This is a genomic window from Corynebacterium lubricantis DSM 45231 (genome assembly GCF_000379425.1).
Taxonomy (GTDB): domain Bacteria; phylum Actinomycetota; class Actinomycetes; order Mycobacteriales; family Mycobacteriaceae; genus Corynebacterium; species Corynebacterium lubricantis.
Genome location: NZ_KB902215.1, coordinates 89,286 through 110,719, shown reverse-complemented (window position 1 = coordinate 110,719; position 21,434 = coordinate 89,286). Strand labels below are relative to the sequence as shown.

General features: G+C 59.3%; 17 protein-coding genes. 6 read left to right on the top strand and 11 right to left on the bottom strand.

Annotated features, from left to right (window positions below; all coding sequences use genetic code 11):
* Positions 1 to 4: 4 nt before the first annotated feature.
* The 3 genes from disA to A37O_RS0109865 all read left to right on the top strand — a co-directional run bounded on the left by disA (position 5) and on the right by A37O_RS0109865 (position 3,253).
* A complete protein-coding gene (gene disA / locus A37O_RS0109875; RefSeq protein ID WP_018297346.1) occupies positions 5 to 1,060 on the top strand; it encodes a DNA integrity scanning diadenylate cyclase DisA in 1,056 nt (351 codons plus the stop codon).
* Between the two features lie 146 nt (positions 1,061 to 1,206).
* On the top strand, positions 1,207 to 2,667 hold the full coding sequence (locus A37O_RS15265; protein WP_018297345.1) for a purine-cytosine permease family protein: 1,461 nt from the start codon (positions 1,207 to 1,209) through the stop codon (positions 2,665 to 2,667).
* A 13-nt stretch (positions 2,668 to 2,680) separates the two neighbouring features.
* The gene (locus A37O_RS0109865; protein WP_018297344.1) at positions 2,681 to 3,253 is read left to right on the top strand and encodes a cysteine hydrolase family protein; all 573 of its coding nucleotides are present in this window, start codon (positions 2,681 to 2,683) and stop codon (positions 3,251 to 3,253) included.
* Here A37O_RS0109865 and A37O_RS0109860 read toward each other — a convergent pair.
* The gene (locus A37O_RS0109860; RefSeq protein WP_026196295.1) at positions 3,242 to 3,940 is read right to left on the bottom strand and encodes a hypothetical protein; all 699 of its coding nucleotides are present in this window, start codon (positions 3,938 to 3,940) and stop codon (positions 3,242 to 3,244) included. The two genes, A37O_RS0109865 and A37O_RS0109860, sit on opposite strands and share 12 nt — an antisense overlap.
* A 63-nt stretch (positions 3,941 to 4,003) precedes the next feature.
* Positions 4,004 to 4,618: a carbonic anhydrase gene (locus A37O_RS0109855; RefSeq protein WP_018297342.1), complete on the bottom strand. Its 615-nt coding sequence runs from the start codon at positions 4,616 to 4,618 to the stop codon at positions 4,004 to 4,006.
* Between the two features lie 10 nt (positions 4,619 to 4,628).
* Here A37O_RS0109855 and A37O_RS0109850 point away from each other — a divergent pair, with 10 nt between their 5' ends.
* On the top strand, positions 4,629 to 5,513 hold the full coding sequence (locus A37O_RS0109850; RefSeq protein ID WP_018297341.1) for an HhH-GPD family protein: 885 nt from the start codon (positions 4,629 to 4,631) through the stop codon (positions 5,511 to 5,513).
* A gap of 2 nt (positions 5,514 to 5,515) precedes the next feature.
* Here A37O_RS0109850 and A37O_RS16240 read toward each other — a convergent pair whose 3' ends face one another.
* Entirely contained in the window at positions 5,516 to 5,686 is a 171-nt protein-coding gene (locus tag A37O_RS16240; protein ID WP_018297340.1) for a DUF4236 domain-containing protein, read from the bottom strand.
* A 40-nt stretch (positions 5,687 to 5,726) separates the two neighbouring features.
* Here A37O_RS16240 and A37O_RS0109840 point away from each other — a divergent pair, with 40 nt between their 5' ends.
* Positions 5,727 to 7,028 (top strand): lipase family protein, encoded by a 1,302-nt coding sequence (locus A37O_RS0109840; protein WP_018297339.1) that lies wholly within the window; start codon positions 5,727 to 5,729, stop codon positions 7,026 to 7,028.
* Positions 7,029 to 7,115: 87 nt separating this feature from the next.
* On the opposite strand, the gene A37O_RS0109835 is transcribed toward A37O_RS0109840, so the two are convergent.
* The 8 genes from A37O_RS0109835 to A37O_RS15255 form a co-directional block, all read right to left on the bottom strand.
* Entirely contained in the window at positions 7,116 to 9,872 is a 2,757-nt protein-coding gene (locus A37O_RS0109835; RefSeq protein WP_018297338.1) for an ATP-dependent Clp protease ATP-binding subunit, read from the bottom strand.
* Between the two features lie 160 nt (positions 9,873 to 10,032).
* Entirely contained in the window at positions 10,033 to 10,839 is an 807-nt protein-coding gene (locus A37O_RS0109830; protein ID WP_018297337.1) for a MetQ/NlpA family ABC transporter substrate-binding protein, read from the bottom strand.
* A gap of 6 nt (positions 10,840 to 10,845) precedes the next feature.
* Positions 10,846 to 11,859 carry an isopenicillin N synthase family dioxygenase gene (locus A37O_RS0109825; protein WP_018297336.1) on the bottom strand — a complete coding sequence of 338 codons (1,014 nt, stop codon included), beginning with the start codon at positions 11,857 to 11,859 and terminating at the stop codon, positions 10,846 to 10,848.
* Positions 11,860 to 12,259: 400 nt separating this feature from the next.
* Positions 12,260 to 13,951: a phosphoenolpyruvate--protein phosphotransferase gene (gene ptsP, locus A37O_RS0109820; RefSeq protein ID WP_018297335.1), complete on the bottom strand. Its 1,692-nt coding sequence runs from the start codon at positions 13,949 to 13,951 to the stop codon at positions 12,260 to 12,262.
* A gap of 6 nt (positions 13,952 to 13,957) precedes the next feature.
* Positions 13,958 to 14,821 carry a PRD domain-containing protein gene (locus A37O_RS0109815; protein WP_018297334.1) on the bottom strand — a complete coding sequence of 288 codons (864 nt, stop codon included), beginning with the start codon at positions 14,819 to 14,821 and terminating at the stop codon, positions 13,958 to 13,960.
* A 15-nt stretch (positions 14,822 to 14,836) separates the two neighbouring features.
* Positions 14,837 to 16,918, bottom strand: a complete 2,082-nt coding sequence (locus tag A37O_RS0109810; RefSeq protein WP_018297333.1) for a glucose PTS transporter subunit IIA — start codon at positions 16,916 to 16,918, stop codon at positions 14,837 to 14,839.
* Positions 16,919 to 17,321: 403 nt separating this feature from the next.
* A complete protein-coding gene (locus A37O_RS15260; RefSeq protein WP_018297332.1) occupies positions 17,322 to 18,116 on the bottom strand; it encodes an SDR family oxidoreductase in 795 nt (264 codons plus the stop codon).
* A 185-nt stretch (positions 18,117 to 18,301) separates the two neighbouring features.
* Positions 18,302 to 19,753: an MDR family MFS transporter gene (locus A37O_RS15255; protein ID WP_018297331.1), complete on the bottom strand. Its 1,452-nt coding sequence runs from the start codon at positions 19,751 to 19,753 to the stop codon at positions 18,302 to 18,304.
* Between the two features lie 246 nt (positions 19,754 to 19,999).
* Between A37O_RS15255 and A37O_RS0109795 the strand changes: the two genes are divergently transcribed.
* Positions 20,000 to 21,424: a GuaB1 family IMP dehydrogenase-related protein gene (locus A37O_RS0109795; protein ID WP_018297330.1), complete on the top strand. Its 1,425-nt coding sequence runs from the start codon at positions 20,000 to 20,002 to the stop codon at positions 21,422 to 21,424.
* Positions 21,425 to 21,434 lie beyond the last annotated feature (10 nt).

Below are 21,434 nucleotides of genomic sequence, written 5' to 3'. Positions count from 1 at the left end.
TTTCATGAGTGGCAAAAGTCCAGCAACCTTGCGCGGCACCCTGATTCAACTCGCCCCGGGCACCCCATTGCGCGACGGCCTGGTGCGCATCCAACGTGGCAAGACCGGCGCACTCATCGTGTTGGGAGACGAGGAAGCGGTCACCGACATCTGCGACGGTGGCATCACTTTTGATAGTCCTTTCGCACCGACACTGATGCGAGAGCTGTCCAAGATGGACGGGGCCGTGATTCTTTCTTCTGATTGCACCCGGATTGTGCGCGCGAACGTACAACTTGTGCCTTCGCCCTCCTACCCGACCGTGGAATCGGGAACCCGCCACCGCAGCGCGGAACGCACCGCACTACAAACCGGCAGCCCAGTCATCTCGGTGTCGGCGTCCATGGGCACGATCACGCTCTATGTTGAAGGGCAACGCCACGTCTTAGAGGAACCCGGGGTTATCATGACCCGGGCCAACCAACAGTTGGCCACGATGGAGCGCTACCGCTCTCGCCTCGACCTGGCTAATCAGCGCTTATTCGTCGCCGAGATGAACAACTACGCGGCCGTCTCCGACGTGATCAATGTGCTGCAGCGGGAACTCTTACTCAAGCGCGCCGGCCAGGACCTCGACCGCGATGTCATCGAATTGGGCACCGACGCTCGCCAACTCACCTTGCAGCTCACGGAGCTGCGCGGCGACAACGATACGCAGATCGAACTTTTGCTGCGCGACTACCTTGTCACCCCGGGCCTGCCCGACCGTGAAGAGATTGCGGAAGCCGCAGCAGCACTCGATCGACTCCCCGACTCCGAAGTCATGTCGACAAGCGCCATTGCCCGCATTCTCAATCTGCCCGGCACCGAAGAATCGATGCTGCGGGAAATCCGGCCCCGTGGTTACAGGGCGCTCTCACGCATTCCGCGCGTGCAGGAGTTCCTCATGGACCGGCTCGTGGAGGCATTCGGCGACCTCAACGGGCTCTTGGAGGCAAGCATTGATGCTCTCGAGCAGGCCGAAAACGTCTCTCCCCTGTGGGCCCGCCACATCCACGATGGGCTTAAAAGGCTAGGCTAGTTTTACGCGGGCAGTCACAATCTCACCTCGCGCCTCATAGCAAATATTGAATCTCACATTACTTTCTGCTTATATTTTGAGGATTGCAATTTAGGTGCATCTCGAATTGTTGCGCTGTACATACAACATCCTGGGAGATGTTAACCATGCCCGACCAAGTTGACCCCGACTCTGATAATGAAGCACATAATTCAGGTCTAGTTACAGACCCAAGTTCAGATCCGGATTCAGACGAAGCCTCTTACGGCAGTTCACTCATCAAGGCCGAACCCTTCGGCACCGAAGAAATCCCCGACAGCGAGCGCCACGGCAAACCCAGCTCGCAATTCACCCTCTGGTTCGCCGCGAACATGGTGCTCGCAGTTCTTGTATCTGGATTCTTCGCCGCTTCCTTCGGCCTCACCATCGTGCAAGGCATCTCGGCGGTGGCCGTGGGCAGCTTCGCCGGGGCACTCGTCATGGGCCTACTCGCCGGAATCGGCGCCCGCTTCGGCGTCCCGCAGCAAGTCCAGGCCCGTGGCCCGATGGGTTACTTCGCCAATTTCATCCCCATCGCATTGCTGACAAATGTCTCGGCCATCGGCTGGGTCGCGGTGAACACCGTATTTGCCGTGCTCGCACTCCAGGCACTTTTCAATATCCCATTCTGGATCGGCGCCGCCGTCATGTTTATCGCCCAGGCACTCTTTGCCATTTGGGGCCACAACTTAATCCACCTGCTGAACAAGATCGCCACCGTCGTTCTGACGATCCTCTTCGCGATTATCACCGTACTGGCACTGTCTAAAATTGAGTTCTCATCAGCACCGCTTGGTGGGGGCGAGCAAGGTGGTCTGCCGGAGTGGATCACCTTCGCGGGCTTCTTCTTCATCTACGTCATGACGTGGACGCCTTTCGCCTCTGACTTTTCCCGCTACCTGCCACGCAAGACATCCCATGCGAAAATCGTGGGTTTCACAACAGGCGGAAGCTTCCTGTCATTGCTTTGGCTAGGCAGCATCGGTGTGCTCGTGTCCAGCTTCGCGGGCGACCTCGGCGCAGTCGAGGCCCTAGCCGAACTAACCGGGTCGTGGGCACCCCTGGCCATGATCACCATCGTCTTGTCCACCATTCCTGTTTCCGCGATGAACCTCTACGGCGGTTCGATCTCGCTGCTCACCCTCCGCATTCCTGTCTCGCGCGCGGGCGCGGTGGTCATCACAGCGGTTCTGAGCTACGGCCTGACTTTGCTGATGCAATCGGACCCCTACGGCAGCTTCTACGACTTCCTGCTGCTTCTGGGCTACCTTGTCGTTCCATTTACCACGGTGTTACTCGCGGACTATTTCATTCGCACGAAACACATGGGCACCCAAGCACTGGTGGAACTAGCGGACACGAATCGGATCGTGGCCTGGGGCTTCGTCTCCTGGATCATCGGCTGCCTCGTCTCGTCGCTCTTCTGGAGTACCCCGTTCGGTGATGGGCCTTGGCATTCACTTGTCGCGGGGGCAGGCGAGGTCACCTACTATATCGGCGCGGCCGCATCGCTCATCTCCTATATAGTCATCCACCTCGCCCGGAAGAAGAACCCGGATGCGACCATGGTGTATCGCAAGGCATCCTAGAAAGGGCTCCCCCATGACACGCATAAACGCACCGCTTGACGACGATTCCCTGCCCGCAGGTACCCTCGTCGCCGTAGACATGCAGATCGCGTTTCGCGATAGTGATAGCGAGTGGGCAGTGCCTCGCTACCTTGAGGCGGAAGCCAATGTCCTCCGCCTGCGCGAGGCCTTCAACGAGGTGGTGTGGACAAAGTTTGTGCGCGCGCCCGAGGAAGCGGGGTCGTGGGAGCACTACTACGACCGCTGGTCGACATTTCGAGTCGATGAAACCGATCCCCGCTGGGAGCTGACGGTGGAGCCAGGTCCGCAGGACACTGTGATCACGCTTCCGACTTTTTCCAAATGGGGCACGGAGCTTGCCGCCCTGGCACCGATAGAACAGCCGCTATATGCGTGTGGAGTTGCCACCGATTGTTGTGTCTTATCCACCGTGCTCGGCGCGGTGGATGCCGGGCGGAAAGTAGTTGTCATCGCCGATGCTTGCGGAGCTGTTAGCGACGAAGCCCAGGAGCAGACGCTCAGCGTCTTAGGCCTGCTCGCCCCGATGGTCGAGATAGTGCAGACCCGCGACGTACTAGGTAGCTAGATTAAACGGTGCCGCGTCGGAGGCGTTGTCGTCGATGACTCCGTGCAAGAAGTAGGAACCTTCAGGAACTGGGCTGCGGTCGCTGCACTCGCCCGGCGCGGATCCAGCGCGCGACCAGACCGCCTGGAAGTTGCGCGACTCGCCAGCTGGGAAGACCTCTTCGCCGGAGATGACAGACGCGTAGCAGTCAGTATCCGCCCACATCCGCTGGTTGGAATCGAGGGCGTAGACCTCGAAGCGCAGTGTGTCGTCGTCAAGCGTGAGCTCGCAGTCCGCATCGGTAGGGTTTTCTACCTGCATATACATCGTCGGCTGTTCGTTCGCCTTGTAGGAAGGCTTGTCTGTTGACGCTGTGATCCGCAGATCTTTCACGTCGCAGGTTCCCTTGGCATCCGATTCCTTCGCTGAGGTCTCGGATTCGGTCTCCGTTGGTTTCTCAGAGGTCTCTGAGGACTCCGACTTCGCAGCTTCTTCCTCGGTGGCAGGTGCCGAACTAGTCGCCTCGGGTGCCGCCGATGTTGCCTCGCTGGAAGCCTGCTCAGTCTGATCCTGGGACGAACGGCCCCAAGCAACGAGCCCCCACACAATCAGGGCAACGACGACAACAATGATCACCAAAGCAGCTACACGGCGGCGAATGTAGTACTTTTGCGGGAGACGTTGAGGTCGTTGTGGTCGTTGCGTCACATCCTCAACTGTAGAACGAAGAGCAGGTGAAGCCGCGTATTCACCACGCGGCGTGTCCTTTTTCTAGGACACGCCCCAGGTGCGAACGCTCTCAACTTGGCCGTCGGAAAGACGGTAGTGAGCAGCTACAACACCGATCTCTCCCATTTCTAGGCGATCGCCGACAACGGAGAGGCGGTGGATGATCTGATCTGCGGTGATCGAGGCGTGTTCGGCTTCGATTGCTGCCGGATCGGTGCCACCCTTCACGCGGGATTGCAGCACCGACGGAATGATCTTTTCCACCAGCACGCGCTGGGAATCCACGGGTACCTCGGCGTGGTCCACAGCCTTAATCGCCGCGCTCACCGCGCCACAAGACTCGTGGCCAAGCACAATAATCAGTCCGACATCCAGATTCTTCACTGCAAACTCAATCGAGCCGAAGACTGCCGGAGCAACCGTCTCCCCTGCGGTACGCACCACGAACAGATCGCCGAAACCGGTGTCGAAGATATACTCCACCGGCGCGCGCGAATCGGAACACGACAAGATCACGGCGATTGGTTCTTGACCACTTTGCAGTTCCTGCAGGCGTTTCATCGACGAATGCGGGTGTTCGGCGGCTTCGCCAGTAAAGCGCTTGTTTCCCTCTTTCAGAGAATCCCAGATTTGCTGCGGTGTCTTATTATGAGGCATAACACTTATTATGACACTCCAGAACAGTTTCCCCTCACTCACCATCACGGAATGGTTCGAAAGCGACGCGCGCCCACTGCCCTGGCGCGCGGACGGAACCTCTGCCTGGGGAGTTCTGCTTTCCGAGGTCATGAGTCAGCAAACCCCCGTCGCCCGCGTCGCCCCGATCTGGGAGGAGTGGATGGAGCGCTGGCCCGATCCGCAGGCTTTTGCCGAAGCTGGCCCGGACGAGGTGATCCGGGCGTGGGGCACGCTTGGCTACCCGCGCCGTGTGCTGCGTTTGTTGGAGTGCGCGCAGGCAATCGTCGATAAGCATGATGGCGTTGTGCCCCGCGACGTCGACGCGCTCCTGGCGCTGCCGGGCATCGGGGATTACACGGCGCGCGCAGTGGCGTGTTTTGCGTATGGGCAGAATGTGCCGGTGGTGGATACGAATGTGCGGCGTGTCTACGCGCGGATGGTCGACGGACGACCCATCGCGCCACCCGCCTCGAAGCGGGAGCTCGTGCAGGTTGGCGCGCTGCTCCCAAAGCACAAGGGGCCGACATTTTCGGCGGGGTTGATGGAGCTCGGCGCTGTTATTTGCACCGCGACGGGTCCGCGCTGCGAGCACTGCCCGGTTGCCGATTCGTGCCGATGGCTCATCGAAGGCCGCCCCGAGCCGACCGCCGATGAATTGCGCAAAAAGAAGGTACAAAAGTTTGTGGGCACCGACCGCCAAGTCCGCGGCAAGATCATGAAGGTGCTCCGCGAGGCCGAGAGCCCCGTCGCGCAGTCCGAGATTGACGTGGTGTGGCCCGACGCGGCACAGCGCTCAAGGGCGCTTTATTCGCTTCTCGACGACGGGCTTGCCGAACAAGACGAGCGTGGCCTTTTCCACTTGCCCGGCAAATAGGGCTACTTCCAGCGGCCGCGGAAGTTGAGGCCACCAGGCAGTTTGACCCACATGCCGCCCCGCGAATTGAGGGTGACGGGGCCGATTTTCGTGGAAGTGGAAACGCCCGAGCCGGAGATGTTGAGCCACGAATTCTTGCCGATTTTCTTCTTATCTCTATATTGCAGTCCCATATTCGTGGATTATACCGAGTCGGACCACTAGGATAGGCGAATGACTATTCGTAAACGACTACTTTCCCTTGGTTTAATCCCGACACTCATTGCTACTGCCTTAACCGTGGGCGTTCACACTGCCGACGCTCAGACATCCAGCCAGGCGGATTCCGCCCTCACCTGGGACGACCCCTTCTACTCTCCGCCGGAGAATGTGCCTGCCGCAGGATCGCTGATACGCACGCAACCGGCGCCACAACTGCTCAACGTCTTGGGGCCCGACTTCCCCGGCTACGCCGAGAAGATCCTCTATTCATCAACGACTATTCATGGGGATCCCGTTGCTGTCTCCGGGTTCACCATCGAACCGGCTAATCCATGGCAGGGCGCGGGACCGACCCCAACTATTGTGTTCGCCCCCGGCACCCGCGGTGCTGGGGATGCCTGCGCGCCCTCGAAGGGTCCGGGTTTCATTGGTCAGTACGACCCGCAGGCCGAAGCCCTCGGCACCAACTACGAAATCCCCTTCTACTCCGCGGCCTCTCTTTTGGGCATGCGCGTCGTGGTCACCGACTACATCGGACTGGGCACTCCCGGCCAACACACCTACGTGTTGCACACCGAGGAAGCCCACGCTGTTTTGGATGCGGCGCGGGCCGTCGTACCTGAGGGCTCCCCGGTCGGCCTGTTCGGCTACTCGCAAGGCGGTGGCGCGGTGGCCGCTGCAGCCGAACACCACCAGTCCTACGCGCCTGAGGTTAATCTGCAGGGCACCTACTCGGGTGCCGCGCCTGCGGACCTCGCCGCAGTAATCGGAGGCGTGGATAACTCCTCGATTGTCTCCGTGCTGGCCTTCGCCTACCACGGCTGGGGCGAGCGCTTCCCCGAATTCAAAGAGCCTTTCGACGCGGTGGTCAACGATCGCGGCCGAGAATTCTTGGCCTCCAACCGGGATTCCTGCATCGGCGATTCCGTCGTGCGTTGGCATCTCACGGATACCAGGACTCTGACCACTACCGGCGAGTCCATGGCCGAGGCCGCATTCCGCGATGAACGAATCGTTGAGCTACTCAACTCCCAAAAGCTGGGTCAGCAGGTCCCCTCCGCACCAATCTTCGTAGCCACGGGCGGTAACGACGATCTCGTTCCTTCCCCGCAAACCACACAGATGGCGCGCGACTATTGCGCACTGGGCGCCGATGTGACGTACCTCGACGAGGGAGTCCCGGAACTCACACCGGGTATGAAGGTCGGACTCAATCATGCTGGCGGCATGCTCACTCAAGCCCAGCCAGCAGCACAGTGGTTAGCTGACCGATTCAACGGAGTTCCCACTACCTCTTCCTGCGGGACTTTCTAGGCTTTTCTAGACCATTCAAACAGACAAAAGTCCGCTTCCCCCAGATAGTTCTGGGGGAAGCGGACTTCGTCGATAAGCGACTACCTGCTACCGTGCCTGACCTGCACCGGCTGGACCCTCGTCCTCGCCTGGGTAGGTGTCAGGGACATCAACGCTCAGGGAATCGAAGTCGTCGCCGCCCTCGGAGGAGGATGCACCGACCTCGACAGGAGCCTCGATCTCGCGGACCTCTTCAGCCTCTTCCTCGGTGAAGGTGCCCTCTGGCAGTGGCTTCGGGCGAGGAGTGAAGGTGAAGGTAGCGGAGTCCGTGTTCTTGGACTCGCCGTCCCAGCCCTCGACATCGACGGAGATGATCTCGCCGGCACCGATCTCGCCGTAGAGGATCTTCTCGGACAAGACGTCCTCGATCTCGCGCTGGATGGTACGACGCAATGGACGTGCACCAAGCACTGGGTCGAAGCCACGCTGCGCGAGCAGGTTCTTCGCCTTGTCGGTCAGCTCGATGCCCATGTCCTGCTGTGCAAGAGCCTTGGCAACGCGACCGATGAGCAGCTCGACCATCTGAACGATCTGCTCCTGGGTGAGCTGGTGGAAGACCACGATCTCATCGATACGGTTGAGGAACTCTGGGCGGAAGTGCTTCTTCAGCTCATCGTTGACCTTGTTCTTCATGCGCTCGTACTGCGCATCCGAATCGGTCTCGTTGGAACCGGAGAAGCCCAGACCAACAGCCTTCGAGATATCGGAGGTACCCAGGTTGGAGGTGAAGATCAACACGGTGTTCTTAAAGTCCACCACGCGACCCTGGCCGTCGGTGAGGTGGCCCTCTTCGAGCACCTGCAGCAAGGTGTTGTAGATCTCCTTGTGCGCCTTCTCAATCTCGTCGAACAGGACGACGGAGAATGGCTTGCGGCGAACCTTCTCGGTCAGCTGGCCACCCTCTTCGTAGCCGACATATCCCGGAGGGGCACCGAACAGACGCGAGGCGGTGAAGCGGTCGTGGAACTCGCCCATGTCGATCTGGATCAGGGAATCTTCGTCGCCGAAGAGGAATTCCGCCAGGGCCTTGGACAGCTCGGTCTTACCAACACCGGACGGACCGGCGAAGATGAACGAACCGGAAGGGCGCTTTGGATCCTTCAGGCCTGCACGGGTACGACGGATCGCACGCGAGACTGCCTTGACTGCCTCGTCCTGGCCGATGATGCGCTTGTGCAGCTCCTCTTCCATGCCCAGCAGACGGTTGGATTCCTTCTCCGTCAGCTTGAACACTGGAATGCCGGTCCAGTTAGCCAGAACTTCTGCGATCTGGTCCTCGCCGACCTCGGCGATTTCCTCCAGGTCGCCGGAGCGCCACTGCTTTTCCTTCTCGGAACGCTCTTCACCAAGCTTGCGCTCGGTATCGCGCAGGCCAGCTGCCTTCTCGAAGTCTTGTGCATCGATGGCGGCTTCCTTCTCGCGACGCACGTCCGCGATCCGGTCATCTACCTCGCGCAGACCCTCAGGTGCCGTCATACGCTTGATGCGCATGCGGGCGCCCGCCTCGTCGAGGAGGTCAACTGCCTTATCTGGCAAGAAACGGTCGTTGATGTAGCGCTCGGACAGGTTTGCTGCCGCGACCAGTGCATCATCGGTGTAAGAAACGCGGTGGTGCGCCTCGTACTTATCGCGAAGACCCTTCAGAATCTTGATCGTGTCTTCGATGGAAGGCTCGTCGACCTGTACCGGCTGGAAACGACGCTCAAGAGCCGCATCCTTCTCGATGTGCTTCCGGTACTCATCCAAGGTGGTAGCACCGATGGTCTGTAGCTCACCACGAGCAAGCTTTGGCTTCAGCAAGGAAGCCGCGTCAATCGCGCCTTCTGCAGCACCCGCACCAACCAGGGTGTGGATCTCGTCGATGAACAAAATGATGTCACCGCGCTGGTTAATCTCCTTGAGCACCTTCTTCAGGCGCTCCTCGAAGTCACCGCGGTAGCGGGAACCGGCAACGAGGGAACCCAGGTCAAGCGAGTAAACCTGCTTGTCCTTCAAGGTCTCGGGGACCTTGCCGTTAACAATGTCAAGGGCCAGGCCCTCAACAACAGCGGTCTTACCAACGCCAGGCTCACCGATCAGAACAGGGTTGTTCTTGGTACGGCGAGACAGCACCTGCATGATGCGCTCGATTTCCTTATCGCGCCCAACAACCGGGTCCAGCTTGCCTTCCTTGGCAGCCTGGGTCAGGTTGCGACCGAACTGATCTAATACGAGCGAGTTGGAGCGCTCGCCCTGGTTGCCGCCACGTGGGCCAGCACCCTGGCCAGCGCCAGGGCCCGCACCTGCACCAGCAGTTGGGCCTGCGCCGAGCTGACCGCCCTGTGCTCCACCCTGCTCTGGGGCCTCAGGGTTCTGGCCCTGGCCACCCTCGTAGCCGGAGAGCAACTGAATAACCTGCTGACGTACGCGAGGCAGATCAGCGCCCAGCTTGGTCAGAACCTGAGCTGCAACGCCCTCGCCCTCACGGATCAGGCCGAGCAGCAGGAACTCGGTGCCGATGTACTTGTGGCCCATCTGGAGGCCCTCACGCAGCGAAAGCTCAAGAACCTTCTTCGCGCGTGGTGTAAACGGAATATGGCCGGTGTGTGGCTGAGTGCCGTGGCCGATGATCTCTTCGACCTCGCGGCGGACATCTTCCAAGTTAATACCCATGGACTCGAGCGCCTTCGCAGCAACGCCCTCGCCCTCATGGATCAGACCGAGCAGGATGTGCTCGGTACCGATGTAATTGTGGTTGAGCATCCTTGCCTCTTCTTGGGCAAGGACAATGACGCGGCGTGCCCGGTCAGTAAACCGCTCAAACATGTGGCAACCCCTTTATCTAAAGTTTCGTCCTAATGTGTCACCCACAATAACGCGCACGATGGGCCTTGTATTCAACCTTTTTGAACACACCCCTCGCAAAACGGGTGTTTTCGCAGGTCAATGGCATGTACGCCGGTAGCGAACAGCCCTATTTTGACCTCTAATGAACGGGAATTACGGCCGATCCGTAGGTTTCTTCGATCCACTCCGATGTCTCATTGGAAAACAGTGCATCGACGAGTGCCTGCACCTGTGGGTCTTTCGCCGAATCTTCATTGGCCACAATGATATTCGCGTACGGATTGTCCTTCGGGCTTTCCGAAATCACCGCGTCTGCAACTGGGTCTAGGCCGATATCCATCGCGTAATTCGAAGAAGCAATAACGCCGTTTACCGACTCGTCGTCAAGCGACTGCACGACGATCTCATCAGCGACTGGAACGATCTCGATATTCTTCGGGTTCTCCACGATCGAATCCAGGTTGATCTTCGACACGTCCGCCGGATCCAGCTCGCCATCGAGCGTCAGCAGACCATGATCTTGCAATAGCAAAAGTGCGCGCGCGAGGTTACTCGCACTATTGGGCACCGCGACCCGTGCACCGTCTTGCAGCTCGTCGACCGCAGCTACCGAGTTCGAGTACATCGACATCGGCTCGATGTGGACGCCACCTAGATCAACAAGCTTTTCGCTTGACGACGATTCCCAGTCCAACAGGTACGGCAGGTGTTGGAAGAAATTCACGTCGGCGCTTCCATCCGCCACGGACATGTTCACCTCGGGCCCACCGGAGACGACCTTGATATCCAATGCGAAATCGTTGTGTTGTTCGTCGACCCACGCCAGGATTTCTTCGTGGGGAACGGCTGTGGCCAGCACGCTAATCTCGTCCTGCGCAGACCCGCAGGCGGCCAGCAGCGACGCGGAAAGAGCAGTGGCTGCGATCGTCGCAAATGCTTTCTTCAATGTGCACTACACCAGCGCTTCTGCGAGCTCGGCGTGGAAAATCTTAGTGGTTTCCGGGTGTGCACGCAGGCGCGACTTGAGCAGGTTGCGGCCAGAAACGTCGAAGATTTCCTGCCCCTCGAGGTCCTTGCCCGCACCTGGAGCTTCCTTGACTAGCTCTTCCGGTAGCTCCACCTGCGGCAATGCGGCATCCAGGCTTGGAGTGAGGAAGAACGGGATGGAAAAACGATCTTTACCCGGCTCCGGCGGGAGCACCCGGTGCTTGGTGGCCACCAAATAGCCGTCGGTAGCAACTTCGAGCAGCTCGCCGATATTGACGATGAAGTGATTTGGCAAAGGCTCCACATCAATCCACTCGTCATCTTTGAGTACTTGAAGACCTGTTGAATCTTCTTCGATGAGCAACAGCGTCAGCACGCCGGCATCGTGGTGCGCACCCACTCCTTGCTCGGACTCCTGTTCCAGCGGTGCTGGATAGTGCACGAGCTTGAGCAGCGGGTACGGCTTCTCAAACGCCGGAGCAAAGAAGTCCGCTGGTTGCCCCAACGACTCCGCCCACGCGCTCAGCAGCTTATTAGAGATCTCGGTGAGCTTGTCCTGCCAATCTGTCACCTGCCCCTTAACCTGTGGCAAGGCCGATGGCCACGGGTTCGGACCTTCCAGTACGCGCCAAGGATGGTCTTCTAATCCTTCAGTTTCCACTGGCCGATCTGCTGCATAATCAATTTGCTCGCGCCAGTCGACCTTTTCCTGAGTACGTTCGTCGCCAAGCTTTGCGTAACCACGATAGTGCGGGTTCTTCAGGTTAGAGATCTCTTCCTTCTGCTCTTGCGGCAGTGCGAAGAATTCCTTGACCGTAGCGAACAGTTCCTCTTGCTGCGCCTGTGGAACATCGTGGTCAGCTAGATAGAAAAATCCGATCGTGTGGGTAACTTCGCGGAGGCGGGCAATTTCTTCCTCGCGGTTCGGACCTTCGACGATCTTCCGCAGCGAGATAATCGGCAATGACGGTGTAGACATGAATTCAACCTTTCAATAATGAACTAAGCTGTCTAGAAACTCTAAACTGTGTTGTTCTTAAATGGCGATATAAATTCATCGGCGCAGGATCGCCCCGTGTGCTCGATAATGGGGCGAAAGACCCGGATGCTCGATAATCAAAATCGAGCATCCGGGTTATGGGGATTAATCCAGGAAATTGCAGGCATCTGCAGCCCTGAGCCAGCTAAAAGCGCCGAACCGGCGCGCGTCCCTCGCATGGTCGAAAACCGCGCCACCAGGTTTTCGACCAACCGAGACCAGGCCCAGGTTTCCCCAGGTCGCATGGTCGAAAATAAGGCGAAAAACCCGTGTGGTCGAAAACTGTTTTCGACCACACGGGGAATCACGGGGAATCAAACCAACACCAAGCCTGAACCCCTTAGAGCAGGTCCTTCACAATCGGGTCAGCCATGGCCAAAGCAGCCTCGCGGGCCTTTTCCGCAGTCGGAGCCGCCAACGCCTGGGCAGCAATAGCCCGGCAGGTCGCATGGTCGTGTAGCTTCAGTGCAGCACGCACCGCCGTGACCTTGGTGGGAGCCATCGACAGCGAGGTCACACCGAGGCCGACCAGGACCAGCGCCATCAGCGGATCGCCGCCGGCCTCACCACAAACACCAATGTGCTTGTCTGCCTTGCCACCGCCGATGCAGGTGGCCTGAACCATTGCCATCACGGCCGGCTGCCACGGGCTGAGTAGGTCGGCCAGCTCGCCCTGCATGCGGTCGGCGGCCATCGTGTACTGGGAGAGGTCGTTGGTGCCGATCGATGCGAAGTCCACCTCGGAAAGCACCTGCTCGGAGCGAATCGCAGCTGCCGGCGTCTCCACCATCACGCCAACTCGCTCCAACCCGAACCCGCGGGCCTTATCAGCAAACCAGCGAGCCTCATCGACGGTAGCCACCATCGGGGCCATGACCCACAGGTCGGCCTCGGTGGCTGCATTCGCGTTCGCCAGCGCCTGGAGCTGGGCATCGAGGAGGTCCTCGCGCACCATGGAAAGACGCAGGCCACGGCGGCCAAGTGCCGGGTTTTCTTCCTCGCCGAGGTCAGCGAAGCGCAGGGGCTTATCCGCGCCAGCGTCCAGGGTGCGCACAACCACGCGGCGATCCCCGAAGGCCTTGAGCACCTCGGTGTAGGTGGCGGTCTGTTCCTCAACGGACGGCGCATCGTCGCGGCCGAGGAAAAGGAACTCGGTGCGGAACAGGCCGGAGCCCTCCAGGTCGAAGCTTGCGGCCTTGCGGGCGTCGTCGGCGGTGCCAATGTTGGCCAGCAGCTTGATTGGGTAGCCGTCACGGGTCATGCCACGGCCTTCCGAGCCTGCAAGAGCCGCTTCGCGACGAGCCGCCCGCTCAGCCAGCTCCGTGAGATCGTCGTCTAGCGGCGCGACGATGACCTCGCCTGCACCACCGTCGAGTGCCACGGTGTCGCCTTCGGAGACTACGTCGTAGATCTCAGAAGCCTTCACCACTGCCGGAATGCCGAGCTGAGCTGCAAGAATAGCGGTGTGTGAGGTTGGGCCACCGGCGGAGGTGATGATGCCACGGACCTGGTCGGGATCGAGCGTTGCGGTCTCTGCTGGTGCGAGGTCCACCGCGATGAGGACGCTAGGCTCGGCGAGCTCAGGAAGACCCGGCTCGGGCAGGCCGAGGAGGCGTGAGATGGCGCGGTCGCGGATGTCGTAGAGGTCGGTGACGCGCTCAGCCATGTAGCCGCCGAGCTTGCGCAGCTTCTCGGCGAACTTCTCCACGGCATCGTGGACGGCGCGGGTCACACCGGAGCCCTTCTTGAGTTCCTTGTCCACGCCACGGATCAGACCACGGTCGGTGGCAAGGCCTGCGGTGGCTTCCAGGATTTCCTTCGCGGAATCGGAAGCACCCTCGGCGCGGGCGCGCAGCCCGTCGGCCACGGCTTGGAGGACCTCGCGGATGCGCTGGCCGTCCGCCTCTGGATCGGTGCTCGAGGATTCGTCGGCGTTAAAACCTGCCGCAGGAACAACGAATACTGCTGGACCGTGCGCTGTTCCTGTAGAGACGCCGATGCCCGAAATGCGGGTGCGATTATGTGTGGACATGGTTAATTACTCCTTGTTACTACTGACGCTTCTGTCACTGCCATGTCTTGCTCCGAGGCGAGCGACGTGCAAGGTGAGATACGAGACTTCGTCGCTGCTGAGTTCAACGTCAAAACGCAGTTCTATTAGTGAGGCTATTTTATTCGCGGTTTCGAACGATTGTGGGTAGCTTTCCTGAATCTGTTGCGACAAAGCCGACTTCTGCCCGGTGAGCTGGTCGTGCTGCGCGATGCGGGTAAACAAATAGCGCAGGTGGGTGATCAAGCGCGCAACGCTAATGTCGCTGCCCAGGGTGGTTCCTAGGTCTGCGCCAATCACGGCGAGGAGCTGCTCAATCAACCCGGTCATACGGTACGTAAACGCCAGGTCACCGGTGGTAAATCCCGCATTCACGAAGTGCAGCGCGAGAGCAACAGCTTCCGATTTCGGCAGGTCCTGGCCGACGCGTGCGCTGAAGTTGGACAGAAAATCGTCGGCAAGCGAAAGCTCTTCTGGGTATAAATGCGCGACCTCTGCCTCGAGCGGATACACAATGACCTCGCCGGTGTCCGCGCGCTTGATCGCGTTGTTCAAGTGGTCGGCGATGGCGACGACGAGCGTGATTTTCTCGCGCAGCTCCTTCGGCGCGTGGATTGCGTCGAAGGTGTCGTTGACCTGTGCCACTACGTCGCCGGGAATATCGGCGAGCATGATGGCCAGATGGTCGGGATCGCGGCCTTCGGAGGGGACGAAAACCTTGTGGACCTTGGTCTCGTCGACAAGATCTCCCTGCTTAGCGCCGAAGCCGACACCACGTCCAGTCACAACAACTTCGCCGCTGGGGCCCTTAGCCAAAGCGACGTTGTTGTTGAAAACTCGCAAGATGTGCATCACTTACTAGCGTACCTACTTGGAGATGTTGAATACTGTGTCACCGGACTCAACTTTTCCGGCAGTTGCGGCGGTGACCGAGTCGAGCGACTTGGAGTTGACCACGGTCATGATCACGGTCGGGTCGAAGCCCGCCGCATCGACGGCTTCGAAGTCGACGGTGGCGAGCAGGTCACCGGCTTCGACGTGCTGCTTCTTCTCCACGGCCGGGGTGAATCCTTCACCCTTCATCTTCACGGTGTCCACGCCGATGTGCACGAGAATCTCGACGCCGTCGTCGGTCTTGATGCCGTAGGCGTGACCGGTCTTGGCCACTGAGATCACGGTGCCGGCCACCGGCGCGACCACCGCATTGCTGGTTGGCACGATGCCCACGGCCTCGCCGAGCGCACCGGAGGCGAAGGCCGCATCCTTGATGTCGGCCATGGCCACAAGCTCACCGGAGATCGGCGCCGCGAGGAACTGCGTCGAGGGCTGCGCTAAGGTTGCCACGGAAGCAGGTTTTTCGCTTAACGACGACTCACCTTCCCCTTCACCAGCTGCGATTGCAGGAGCGTCCTGGTTTTCATCAACCACTGTGGTGCGTGCGGCTTCAGCTTCCTGCGCATCGCGTGCAGCTTCGAACTCTGCCTTCTCTTCTGGGGTGCGGTAGTCGGTGAGTGCGATCAGGATGAACGCGGTAAAGAAGGCCACTGCGATAGCAATCAGGTAAGGCACGATCGGGTTGAACACCACGACGGTCAGCAGCGAGGTGAACACGAAAGCGTTGGTCTGCACGCCGCCCGAGCCTGCCGAAAGGATGGCAATGGTGACGCCACCGACAAAACATCCGACGAGCATGCGTGGGTAGATCTTCTTAAACCGCAGGTGAATACCGTAGAGGGAAGGCTCCGAGATACCGCCGAATAGGCCAGCAGCCAGTGCCGATGCGGAAGTCTGGCGCATCTGGGTGTCGCGGTCGCGCATGGAGATGTAGAGCACGCCGGCTGTTGCACCGAAACATGCGAAGTTCCATACGCCCATGGGGCCCTGAATGAAGTCGTAGCCCAGGGTGTTGATGTTCACCAGCATCAGCGCGTTCAGTGGCCAGTGCAGGCCCAGCGGAACCAGGAATGGGTAGAGCATTGGGATTAGGATTGCGAAGATGAATGGTGCGTTGCCGTTCAGCCACGCCAAACCGATACCCAGGTAGTTGCCGATAATCACACCGAATGGGCCGATCAGGAAAGCAGTCAGTGGGATCACGATAGCCAGGGTGAGGAATGGCACGAACACCATGTGCACCGCAGACGGGATGATCTTCTGCAATCCCTTGTACACGAGTGCTGCGATCGGGGCCATGATCAGTGGCACGAAGACGTTTCCGCCGTAGTCGTTGAGCAGCATTGGCAGACCGAAGACCTGGATAATGGAGGTCTCGGTACCCAGCAGCTGGTTGGTTTGGGTGACTACGTCTGGGTGGTCAGCCAGGCTCATGAACTCTGGAGTCATCAGCGCGAGAATCACAGCTGCAGGCACCCACGGGTCAATGTTGAGTTTCTTACCGGCGTTATACGCCACGTATACCGGCAGGAAGTAGAACACGGAACGCCACATAGCGTCCACGAACTGCCAGCCTGGGCTCTTCACCTCTGCGCGGAAGTCGGCGACGCCGAAGGCATCCATCACCGCGGCGAACGCGATGATCAGCGAGGCACCGAGCAGCACGCCAAGCAATGGGCGGAAGGAATCCGACAGGTACTCGAAGAAGGCATCCAGCCAGGAGTACTTGCCCTTCGTTTTCGACCTCGCCTCAGCCTTGACGTCGGCGTCGGATTTCGACGCCCCGCCGCTTGCCTTCATTTCGGGGAGTTGGTTCATGGCGGTATATACGCTGGCCACGTCGCCGCCGACGATGACCTGGTAGTGGCTACCGCCTTGGGCGATGGCGCCCATGACCTTCGGGTTCGCTTCGAGACGTTCTTTGTCCGCCAGGCTCGGGTCCTTGAGTTCGAACCGGAGACGGGTAGCACAGTGGGTAAATGACGAGATGTTGTCGGCGCCGCCGACTCCAGCCAAGATATCTGCAGCGTTTTCCTGCAGCGATGTCTTCGCCATTTCTTGCTCCTTTGGTAGTTTCCGACACTCCTTCAGGAATGAAAAAAGACCTGGGGCAACGCACAATGTGTGCGCTGTCCCAGGTCTTGCCCCACCAAGGTTTTAAAGGCTGGAGGGTAACAACCCTGAAGATTGCTTACAGGAAAACCATATCACCCTCACAGCGTGATGTCACTAACTTAGGTAACTCTAAGTGTCACAAGCCATATTTGACTGGGGGCGCTCAGGCGACTCCATATCCGTGACGTTTGTTTTATGTACCAATTATCGTACCTAATCGGCCCGTTTTCCAAACGTCACCGATGCGACCGCATGTGCGCCAAAAAATTATCGACCGATCGTGCAAAAACATGCCATATACAGCAGTTTTAGCACGATTGGTCGATAAGAAAACCGAGTGAAATTAAGCGTCAAACCCACTGATCACGTCTGCCTGGTAGGCCGCGATTGCCTCGCGGGTCTCAGGGTGGGTGAAAATGTGGCGGTTCCCGGCGCGCAGAGCTTCGACGACCATCTCGCCTACATCACGAGGCTCAAGCACGCGGGACTCAACCTGGAAGTCTTCCGTCTGGTCAGTGTCGGCGTCGAAGCCCGGACGCTGGCGGGAGTTTTCCGTAATATTGCTGCGCACCATGGCCGGCATCAGCGTTGCAACGCCGACGGTATCGTTGCCGGCTGCACGCAGCTCGAGGTCCACGGTGTCTCCGATCGAAAGCATTGCAGCCTTTGAAGCGCCGTAGGCGGCTGTTCCCTCACCAGGCAGAACAGCAGCAACCGACGCCGTGTTTACGATATAACCGCCGTTTTCGTTTTCCTTGAGATACGGCAGGAATGTCTTCATGCCGTGGATGACGCCACCTAAGTTAATCTCAAGAACCCAGCGGAAGTCCTGCAAACTCATCGACTCAAAAGTCTCGAGTGGGCCCACGCCGGCGTTATTCACCACAATGTCCACGCGGCCGCACTCTTCAATCACGGACTTAGCCAATTCGTCGACACTAACCGGATCAGAGACGTCGACGTGACGTGCAAGTGCGCCGATCTCCTTCGCGGTAGCTTGCGCGCTTTCCTCGTTTACGTCTGCGATAACCACGGTCGCCCCCGCGCCAATGAGTGCTTCTGCAATACCCCTGCCGATACCGGATGCGCCGCCCGTAACTACTGCGACACGATTTTCGAATGTGTCAATCTTGACCATGTTGTGCTCCTCTAGAAAATTTTGTGTTCTATTAAACTTCTTGTGCGGCTCCCTTACCGCGGAACGGTACGACCTCTACCAGTAAAAATAGCCTTTGCAGGGCGCATGGATTTGGTATTACGAGAGCCACTCCAAGTTTAATTAAATTTCACACATCACGTCGGAGCACTAAAACAAGTATTCGACTAAGCAGCCACATGCTCAGGCGCAGACTCAGACACAGTCTTCGGCGCCTTGTCCAAAGCAGTGACGAAGAAGGACGCCGCAATCGCAACGATGCCAAGGATGCCACCGGCCAGGAATGCCTCCTGGGTACCTGCCGCCTGTGCCGCGCTCGCAGCCATGCCAGCCGAGGAGGCACGCGCAGCACCAATGGACATTGCAGCAATCATGATCGCGGTACCGGCCGCTCCGCCGAGCTGCTGCAACGTGTTCATAATTGCGGAGCCGTGCGAGTAGAGGTTCATCGGCAACGAGGACAGCGAGACAGTCATCAGCGGAGTCATCACCAATGCCATACCGATGTTGAAGATCACGTGCGCAGTGATGATCAGCCACAGGGACGTGTCATCGGAGATCATGAAGTACAGCCACCACTGGGAACCTGCCATCAAGATGGCGCCAGGAACTGCTAAAGGCCGAGGACCGACGTTGTCGTAGATCCGCCCAATGAATGGGGACACGATGCCTTGGAGCAAACCACCAGGCAAAAGCAGTAAGCCAACGAGCAGCGGGGTGACCATCAGAGCGGACTGCAAGTAGATAGGAAGTACGTTGACGGTACCCAGCATCATGGCCATCGCGCAGAACACGGTGATCACCGAGAACGTGAAGTTACGCACCGAGAAGGCAGACATGTCCAGCAGCGCACGGCCGCGCTTGCCCAGCACAATCTGGCGGTAGACAAAGATGGCCAGGAAGACAATGCCAGCGAGGAGCGCGATCATTGGTGCCGACGAGGTACCGCTGATGAGCTGGCCAATCGTCGAAAAACCATAAACAATGCCGCCGAAGGCGAGCGCCGAGAGGATGACCGAGAAAACATCGAAAGGAATTGCGGAGTTCTCGCCGACGTTTTGCAGCAGGAAGATGCCGATAACCAGGCAGATCACGGCGATGGGGACCATCAGCCAAAACAGGTAGTGCCAGGTGAAGAAGTTGAGGATCAAGCCGGCGATGGTGGGGCCGAGTGCTGGAGCCACCGAGATCACGATGGAGTTGATGCCCATCATGGCGCAGCGACGCTCGGGCGGGACAATGGTGAGTGTGACCGTCATGAGCAGCGGGGTGATAATCGCGGTGCCGCATGCCTGGATGACGCGGGCTGCGAGCAGGACGCCGAAGGTTGGCGCGAGCGCGCCCATGAGCGAGCCGATGATAAACAGTGCCATGGCCACGAAGTAGATGTGGCGGGTTTTGAATCGCTGGATCAGAAAGCCGGTGGTGGGGATGACAATAGCCATCGTGAGCATGAAGCCGGTGGTCAGCCACTGGACAACATCGGCGGTGACGTTGAAGTCCGCCATGATGGTGGAAAGAGCGATGGAGAGCGTGGTCTCGTTGAGAATCATCACCATGGTGGAGATGACCAGTACCGTCAAAATCGCGCCGACGGAGCGCTGTTTAGTTTCAGCCATTGAAGTGCGTGAGCCTACCTTTACCGTGCAAAAGAGTCAGAAGAAATAAGTCAGCCGCCCGGAAGCGCGTGGCTTCGAGCAGCAGAAACAACAAAGTACAACAATCGCGAGGTTTTCATAAGCTGAGCGCCCTGCCCCTCAGTACCCCGAAAAGGGTATTCTCCTGCGGAAACGCCCCACCTGAGACGCGTGTATAGTGGCTGCCGACACAAGCCCCAGCAACCAATATCAACCAGGAGATCCACCGTGCGTTTCCTCAATGAAAACGTCCCACCCTATGAACTGACCTATTCCGACGTGTTCATGGTTCCCAACCATTCAGAGGTGGGCTCACGCATGTCCGTGGACTTGGCCACACAGGACAAAACCGGTACGACGATTCCGCTGGTTGTGTCCAACATGACGGCCGTAGCAGGTCGGCGTATGGCAGAGACTGTCGCCCGGCGCGGTGGCATGGCGATCATCCCGCAGGACGTGCCCGCCGAGATCATCGCGGAGACGATTGCCAAGGTCAAGGCCTCGCACACGGTCTACGACACCCCGATCACCGTCAAGCCGCACCACACGCTGGGCTATACCCGCAACCTGATTCACAAGCGCGCCCACGGTGCGGCGGTGGTCGTCGATGGTGATCGCCCAGTGGGCATTATCACCGATCGCGACATGCGCGGCGCCGACAATTTCAGTCAGGTGCGCGATTTCATGTCGCGAGACCTCATGACGCTTCTCGACGACACCACTCCCCGCGAGGCCTTCACGCAGTTGCGGGAAGCAGGCCGCAAACTTGCGCCTGTCGTTTCCTCGGATGGCTCGCTCGTGGGTTTGATGACTAGGGATTCCGCCCTGCGCTCCTCCATCTACTCCCCAGCCGTCGATGCCAACGGGCGCCTGCGCGTCGGCGCCGCGATTGGCATTAACGCCGACATCGAGCGCGAAGTGGAACTGCTCCACGACGCAGACGTGCTGGTCATCGATACTGCCCATGGTCACCAGCAGGGCATGATCGACGCTATCAAGCGTGTGCGCTCCGTAGGCGTAGAAGTCCCAGTTGTCGCCGGCAACGTGGTCACCGCAGAAGGCACCCGCGATCTCATCGAGGCGGGCGCCGACATTGTCAAGGTCGGTGTTGGCCCCGGCGCCATGTGCACCACCCGCATGCAAACCGGTGTGGGCCGCCCGCAGTTCTCCGCCGTGTTGGAGTGCTCCACGGCTGCTCGCGAGCTCGGCGGTCACGTCTGGGCTGACGGCGGCATCCGGGATCCTCGCGACGTGGCACTCGCCCTTGCCGCAGGTGCATCCAACACCATGATCGGTTCCTGGTTCGCCGGCACCTTCGAGTCGCCAGGCGACCTGCATGCGGATTCCGACGGCCGCCTCTACAAGGAGTCCTTCGGTATGGCCTCGCGCCGGGCCGTGACCAACCGCAACACCGATACCGAGGCGTTTGAGCGCGCACGACGCTCCATGTTCGAGGAGGGCATTTCCACCGCCCGGATCTACCTCGGCGACAACGGCGGCGTGGAGCAGCTTATCGACGACATCACCTCCGGCGTGCGCTCCGCATTCACGTATGCAGGCGCGGCAGATATCCCATCCTTCCAGGACCGTGCTGTGGTGGGTGTCCAGTCCCAGGCTGGCTTCGCCGAGGGAATGCCTCGCTCGACGCGTTAGGCGCCCGAAG

Coding starts and splice junctions, on each gene's coding strand:
- A37O_RS0109815 (WP_018297334.1), bottom strand. CDS start 14,821: ATGCACATCTTGCGAGTTTTCAACAACAACGTCGCTTTGGCTAAGGGC.
- A37O_RS0109850 (WP_018297341.1), top strand. CDS start 4,629: ATGACACTCCAGAACAGTTTCCCCTCACTCACCATCACGGAATGGTTC.
- A37O_RS0109840 (WP_018297339.1), top strand. CDS start 5,727: ATGACTATTCGTAAACGACTACTTTCCCTTGGTTTAATCCCGACACTC.
- A37O_RS16240 (WP_018297340.1), bottom strand. CDS start 5,686: ATGGGACTGCAATATAGAGATAAGAAGAAAATCGGCAAGAATTCGTGG.
- A37O_RS0109835 (WP_018297338.1), bottom strand. CDS start 9,872: ATGTTTGAGCGGTTTACTGACCGGGCACGCCGCGTCATTGTCCTTGCC.
- A37O_RS0109825 (WP_018297336.1), bottom strand. CDS start 11,859: ATGTCTACACCGTCATTGCCGATTATCTCGCTGCGGAAGATCGTCGAA.
- A37O_RS15265 (WP_018297345.1), top strand. CDS start 1,207: ATGCCCGACCAAGTTGACCCCGACTCTGATAATGAAGCACATAATTCA.
- A37O_RS0109865 (WP_018297344.1), top strand. CDS start 2,681: ATGACACGCATAAACGCACCGCTTGACGACGATTCCCTGCCCGCAGGT.
- disA (WP_018297346.1), top strand. CDS start 5: ATGAGTGGCAAAAGTCCAGCAACCTTGCGCGGCACCCTGATTCAACTC.
- A37O_RS15255 (WP_018297331.1), bottom strand. CDS start 19,753: ATGGCTGAAACTAAACAGCGCTCCGTCGGCGCGATTTTGACGGTACTG.
- A37O_RS0109855 (WP_018297342.1), bottom strand. CDS start 4,618: ATGCCTCATAATAAGACACCGCAGCAAATCTGGGATTCTCTGAAAGAG.
- A37O_RS0109810 (WP_018297333.1), bottom strand. CDS start 16,918: ATGGCGAAGACATCGCTGCAGGAAAACGCTGCAGATATCTTGGCTGGA.
- ptsP (WP_018297335.1), bottom strand. CDS start 13,951: ATGTCCACACATAATCGCACCCGCATTTCGGGCATCGGCGTCTCTACA.
- A37O_RS15260 (WP_018297332.1), bottom strand. CDS start 18,116: ATGGTCAAGATTGACACATTCGAAAATCGTGTCGCAGTAGTTACGGGC.